Raw genomic sequence first — 6,082 nt, 5'->3', positions numbered from 1 at the left:
CTGATAAGGCGATCAAGCGCGCGACGCGTTCTTCTTTGATTGATTCCTCGACTTGATCGTCCATCATCGCAGCTGGTGTTCCCGTCCGTTTCGAGTACGGGAAAACATGCAATTCACTGAACTTATGATCATTGATGAAGTTGAACGTTTCCATGAACTCTTCTTCCGTCTCACCTGGGAAACCAACGATGACATCCGACGTGATTGCACAGTCAGGCAGGACTTCCTTCAGACGTGTGATTCGTTCTCCGAATTCCGCCATCGTATACTTGCGGCGCATTCGGCGAAGGACCGTATCGGATGCAGACTGGATCGGAACGTGCAAGTGACGAACGACGATCGGCGAATCCTTCAGGACATCAAGTACCTCGTCCGTGATTTGACTCGCTTCAATCGACGAAATGCGCAAGCGTTCAAGTCCATTGACGGATTCGAGTGCTTTAAGTAATTTTGCTAAGTTGTAGTCTTTCAAGTCTTCTCCGTATCCACCTGTATGGATTCCCGTCAAGACGATTTCTTTGTAACCCGCATCAACGAGCTGTTGTGCTTGCTTCAAGACATCTTCCGGTTGACGAGACCGCATGAGACCACGCGCCCATGGGATGATACAGAACGTACAGAAGTTGTTACAACCTTCTTGAATTTTCAGCGAAGCCCGTGTCCGGTCCGTAAAGGCCGGTACATCCAGTTCTTCATAGACTTTTGCTTTCATGATGTTTCCGACCGCATTGATTGGCATGCGTTCTTCACGGAATTGTTCGATGTATCCAATCATTTTATGCCGATCTTGTGTTCCGACGACGACATCGACGCCAGGAATCGCCATGATCTCAGCAGGAGACGTTTGAGCATAACAACCCGTTACGCAGATGACACTATCCGGATTTTGGCGAATCGCCCGTCGGATGACTTGGCGACTTTTCTTATCTCCGGTATTCGTGACCGTACATGTATTGACGACATACACGTCCGCATGATCCGCAAAATCAACGCGTGCGTAGCCAGCGTCCTTGAACAGTTGCCAGACAGCTTCTGTTTCGTAATGGTTGACTTTACAGCCAAGCGTTTGAAAGGCAACAGTTGCCATTTCGTTCACCCTTTCAATTCAAAATGATACGAGACGGCGGAAAGGACATAAAATGGTGCCGTTTCCGTCCGTAAGATGCGACGCCCTAGAGCGGCTTTTTTAAAACCGGCATCCGTCAAACGTGCGATTTCTGCTTCAGCGAACCCACCTTCAGGTCCGATGACGACAAGAAGGGAATCACCTTCTTGCAATCCAGCAAGCGTCGTAGCGAGGACGGAGGCCTCCCCTTGTTTTGCTGATTCTTCATAGGCAACCAGACAAGCCGTATAGTTCGATGCATCCTGTAAGACTTCATCATACGCCACGAAGTCGACTGTCGGCAAGTGGGCACGGTACGATTGTTCGGCTGCTTCCTTGACGATTTTTTCGAGTCGCTCAATCTTTTTCGGAACCTTCTTCTGATCCCATTTCGAGACGGAACGATCGGCTTCGAAAATTCGTAGATGATGGATCCCGAGTTCCGTTGCTTTTTGGGCAACGAGTTCGATCTTATCGCCTTTTGGCAATCCATGGGCGATCGTCACACGAATCGGTAATTCCGTCTCGATCGGTAGCGTCTCTTCGATCCGGGCAGAAGCCGCTTGTTTATCGAGTGCTTCCAGACGGCACCGGTAAAGACCTGTCCCGTCGAGTACGAGAATCTCTCCGCCGACTTCCATCCGCATGACGTTTTTCATATGGTGTGCGTCGTCTTTCGAGAGATGAAACACCTCTCCCTGACGCATCGAGGGCTCGACGAAATACCGTTGCATATGTTTACGCCTCCCGTTTCGCGATGATCGCGACCCAGTCCTCAAGCTTCGTTGTCTCGACGATCGTAAATCCTGCTTCTTGCATCGCTTGGACGACCATATCCTTCTTCTGACTAATGATACCGGAAGCGATGAAATGACCGCCTGGTAACGTCAACGTATAGGCATCCTTGACGAAGAGGAGGATGACTTCCGCTAAGATGTTCGCGACGATCAACTCGACCGGCTCACTCAATTCCTTCATCAAGTCGCCTTGGCGGACTGTGATCTGCTCACTGACTTCGTTCAAAGCGACGTTTTCCGTCGCTGATTTGACAGCGACTTCGTCTAAATCGAGTGCAAAGACATCCTTTGCCCCAAGCTTCGCAGCTGCGATCGCGAGGACACCGGATCCCGTTCCGACATCGACGACACGGTCTTGCTCTTGCAAGTAATTCTCAATCGCTTGAATACAGAGGACCGTCGTCGGGTGTGTTCCCGTTCCGAATGCCATACCTGGATCGAGCTCGATGATTTTTTCATCCGGTTGTGGCGTGTAGTCTTCCCACATTGGGACGACCGTCAGATGGCGGCTGATTTTGACTGGCTTATAGAATTGTTTCCATGAATGAGCCCAATCTTCTTCATCTACTTGAGTCAGCGTGACAGCACCCGTGCCAATCGACAGACCGAAGTTCGTCAACTGTTGGATGTCATGTTCGATGCCTTTGATCGTGTCCGTCAAATCGCTGCTTTCTGCAAGATACGCCTTCACGAGTACACCTTGTGTCGGATACTCGTCTCGTTTCGTCTCATCCCAAATTTCACCGAAGTTATCTTCGCGGTGGGACATCATCTCGAAATCTTCGACATCCTCGATGACGACTCCGCTTGCTCCCGCTTCATGTAAGATGTTTGAAACTGCTTCGATGGCTTCTTGTGTCGTATGGACACAGATCTCTGACCATTTCATTTCTTGTCACGCTCCTCTGTAGTGATCACCCTGTAAAGAATGTCTTGATCCGGCTGAAGACACCTTCGTGTTGCTCTTCGACACCTTTTTCATCGCTGATTTCATTGAATTCCCGTAAGAGTTCTTTTTGACGTTCCGTCAGATTCTTCGGTGTAATGACGACGACATTGACGTACTGGTCGCCATGGTGACCGGACCGAACGTTCGGCATCCCTTTTCCGCGGAGACGGAATCGCGATCCTGTCTGTGTGCCGGCTGGAATCTTCAGACTGACCTTACCGTGAACGGTTGGTACTTCAATCTCATCACCGAGTGTTGCTTGTGCGAATGTCAGTGGCATATCCATGACGATATGATCATCGACACGTTCGAATAGTTCGTGTGCTGCAACACGAACGACGACATACAAGTCACCCGCTGGTCCACCGTTGACACCGGCTTCCCCTTTACCTGCTAAACGAATTTGTTGCCCATTGTCGATCCCTGCTGGAATTTTGACACGGACATCTTTGTTTTTACGGACGCGACCGGCTCCACGACATGTTTCACATGGCTCCTTGACGATTTGTCCACGGCCATGACATGTCGAACATGTCGTTTGGTTGACGACACGACCGAACATCGTGTTTTGTTCGACGTTGATGTGACCCGAACCACCACATCGTTTACATGTTTCCGGATGTGTTCCTGGTTTAGCACCCGAACCGTGACATGTCCCGCAATCTTCTTCGACTGGAATCGTGATCGTCTTCTCGACGCCTGTGACCGATTCCATGAAGTCGATTTCCTCGACGTATTGTAAATCCTGTCCTTTACGTGGTGCATTTGGATCTTGACGACGTCCGCCACCGAAGAACATGTCGAAGATGTCTCCGAATCCTTCAGCTCCACTGAATCCACCGCCACCTTGCGATGGATCTTGGTGACCGAATTGATCGTAACGTGCTCGTTTATTGTCATCGGATAACACTTCATACGCTTCCGATAATTCCTTGAATTTCGCATCCGCATCCGCTTCCTTGTTGACGTCCGGGTGGTACGTCCGGGCAAGCTTACGGTACGCGCGTTTGATTTCCGCTGATGAGGCATCGCGCGCGACGCCTAGTACTTCATAATAATCGCGTTTTTCCACGTGCAGTCTTCCTCTCTCTATTCCGATTCATTTCATACTGTTTGATTTTACCGAACTTCGTGCGACATGGAAAGAGCCAAAGCGCGGATACGCTTTGGCTCTCTCTAGCGCCCGAAAAATCGGTCGGATGAATTACTTGTTGTCTTTCTCGTCGACTTCTTCGAACTCAGCGTCCATGACGTTGTCGTCTTGACCACCAGCTTGTGCGCCTTCAGCGCCAGCTTGTTGCTGTGCCATGTTCTCGTAGACTTTTTGTGTCAACTCTTGAACGACTGTCGACAATTCGTCTTTTGCAGAACGGATTGCTTCGATGTCTGTTCCTTCGAGAGCTTTTGTTACTTTTTCTTTTGCAGCTTCTGCTTTTTCTTTATCAGCGTCAGCGACTTGCTCACCGAGGTCTTTGATTGCTTTATCTGTTGCGAAGACGAGTTGGTCTGCTTCGTTGCGTAATTCGACTTCTTCTTTACGCTTGTTGTCTGCGTCCGCGTTTGCTTCTGCATCTTTGACCATTTGCTCGATGTCCGCTTCAGTCAAACCGCTTGATGATTGAATCGTGATCGACTGTTCTTTGTTCGTTCCGAGATCTTTCGCAGAAACGTTAACGATACCGTTCGCGTCGATGTCGAATTTAACTTCGATTTGTGGCACACCACGTGGTGCTGGCGGAATGTCCGTCAATTGGAAGCGACCAAGTGTTTTGTTATCTGCTGCCATTGGACGTTCCCCTTGGAGGACGTGGATGTCAACAGCTGGTTGGCTGTCTGCTGCAGTCGAGAAGACTTGTGACTTCGAAGTTGGGATCGTTGTGTTACGATCGATCAATTTTGTCATCACGCCACCCATTGTCTCGATACCGAGTGAGAGTGGAGTTACGTCGAGAAGAACGACGTCTTTGACGTCTCCTGTCAATACGCCACCTTGAACCGCTGCACCGAGGGCAACGACTTCATCCGGGTTAACCCCTTTGAACGACTCTTTACCAGTGAAGTCTTGGATTGCTTTTTGAACTGCAGGAATACGAGTCGAACCACCAACGAGGATGATTTTGTCGATTTTGTCTGGTGTCAGACCTGCATCGTTCATAGCACGGCGTGTTGGTTCCATCGTACGTTCAACGAGATCTGCTGTGAGATCGTCGAATTTCGCGCGTGAGAGCGTCATTTCCAAGTGAAGTGGACCTGATGCGCCAGCTGTGATGAACGGAAGGCTGATTTGTGTTGAAGAAACACCTGAAAGGTCTTTTTTCGCTTTTTCAGCTGCATCTTTCAAACGTTGAAGCGCCATCTTATCTTGAGCAAGATCGATGCCGTTTTCTTTTTTGAATTCTGCTACGAGATGGTCGATGATTTTTTGGTCGAAATCATCTCCACCAAGACGGCTGTCACCAGCAGTTGAAACAACTTCAAAGACGCCATCACCAAGTTCAAGGATCGACACGTCGAACGTACCGCCACCAAGGTCATAGATGAGGATCGTGTGATCTTCGCCTTTTTCGAGACCGTATGCGAGTGCTGCCGCTGTAGGCTCGTTGATGATCCGTTTTACATCAAGACCAGCAATCGTACCAGCGTCTTTTGTCGCTTGGCGTTCTGCATCGTTGAAGTAAGCAGGTACTGTGATGACAGCTTCTGTGACTTTTTCACCGAGGTAGTCTTCTGCTTGCGCTTTTAGTTTTTGAAGGATGATCGCAGAGACTTCTTGTGGTGTGTAGTCTTTGCCTTCGACTTCTACTTTATAGTCCGTACCCATATGACGCTTGATCGACATGATCGTGTTCGGGTTCGTGATCGCTTGACGTTTTGCGACTTCCCCTACTTGACGCTCGCCGTTTTTGAATGCGACGACAGATGGTGTCGTACGGTTTCCTTCTGCGTTAGCGATGACGACAGGTTCGCCACCTTCCATTACTGCAACACATGAGTTCGTTGTACCTAAGTCAATACCGATGATTTTTGCCATGATCTATTTCCTCGCTTTCAATGATTAGAATATTCAAGTGCCTACTTGCTGATTACTCAGCTACTTTAACCATACTCGGACGAATCACACGATCGTGCAATTTGTACCCTTTTTGGAATTCAGCGATGACGACACCTGATTCGTGTTCTTCGCTCGCTTCTTGAACGACCGCTTGGTGTAAGTTCTGTCTCCTATACACA

At 49.2% G+C, this 6,082-nt stretch carries 6 protein-coding genes; all 6 read right to left on the bottom strand.

What is annotated here, in order from left to right:
• On the bottom strand, window positions 1-1,087 hold a 1,087-nt coding region (gene mtaB / locus F8N00_RS15505; protein ID WP_421018521.1), incomplete at its 3' end, for a tRNA (N(6)-L-threonylcarbamoyladenosine(37)-C(2))-methylthiotransferase MtaB.
• 5 nt (window positions 1,088-1,092) lie between these two features.
• Window positions 1,093-1,839, bottom strand: coding sequence for a 16S rRNA (uracil(1498)-N(3))-methyltransferase (locus tag F8N00_RS15500; RefSeq protein ID WP_075642007.1), 747 nt, complete (start codon window positions 1,837-1,839; stop codon window positions 1,093-1,095).
• A 4-nt stretch (window positions 1,840-1,843) separates the two neighbouring features.
• On the bottom strand, window positions 1,844-2,791 hold the full coding sequence (prmA, locus tag F8N00_RS15495; RefSeq protein WP_029341002.1) for a 50S ribosomal protein L11 methyltransferase: 948 nt from the start codon (window positions 2,789-2,791) through the stop codon (window positions 1,844-1,846).
• A 25-nt stretch (window positions 2,792-2,816) separates the two neighbouring features.
• Window positions 2,817-3,923, bottom strand: coding sequence for a molecular chaperone DnaJ (dnaJ, locus tag F8N00_RS15490; RefSeq protein ID WP_023467442.1), 1,107 nt, complete (start codon window positions 3,921-3,923; stop codon window positions 2,817-2,819).
• 132 nt (window positions 3,924-4,055) lie between these two features.
• On the bottom strand, window positions 4,056-5,882 hold the full coding sequence (gene dnaK / locus F8N00_RS15485) for a molecular chaperone DnaK (protein WP_035398411.1): 1,827 nt from the start codon (window positions 5,880-5,882) through the stop codon (window positions 4,056-4,058).
• Window positions 5,883-5,934: 52 nt separating this feature from the next.
• The gene (grpE, locus tag F8N00_RS15480) at window positions 5,935-6,081 is read right to left on the bottom strand and encodes a nucleotide exchange factor GrpE (RefSeq protein WP_421018522.1); all 147 of its coding nucleotides are present in this window, start codon (window positions 6,079-6,081) and stop codon (window positions 5,935-5,937) included.
• Window position 6,082 lies beyond the last annotated feature (1 nt).

The organism is Exiguobacterium sp. A1_3_1, assembly GCF_048985645.1.
In the GTDB taxonomy this organism is placed as follows: Bacteria; Bacillota; Bacilli; order Exiguobacteriales; family Exiguobacteriaceae; genus Exiguobacterium_A; species Exiguobacterium_A indicum.
Note: the sequence above shows the minus strand (reverse complement) of the source record. Positions and strands in the feature narration are given on the sequence as shown.

What these genes read in the sequence shown, in the direction of transcription:
- F8N00_RS15500 (WP_075642007.1), bottom strand. Translation starts at nt 1,839, where the DNA reads ATGCAACGGTATTTCGTCGAGCCCTCGATGCGTCAGGGAGAGGTGTTT.
- prmA (WP_029341002.1), bottom strand. Translation starts at nt 2,791, where the DNA reads ATGAAATGGTCAGAGATCTGTGTCCATACGACACAAGAAGCCATCGAA.
- dnaK (WP_035398411.1), bottom strand. Translation starts at nt 5,882, where the DNA reads ATGGCAAAAATCATCGGTATTGACTTAGGTACAACGAACTCATGTGTT.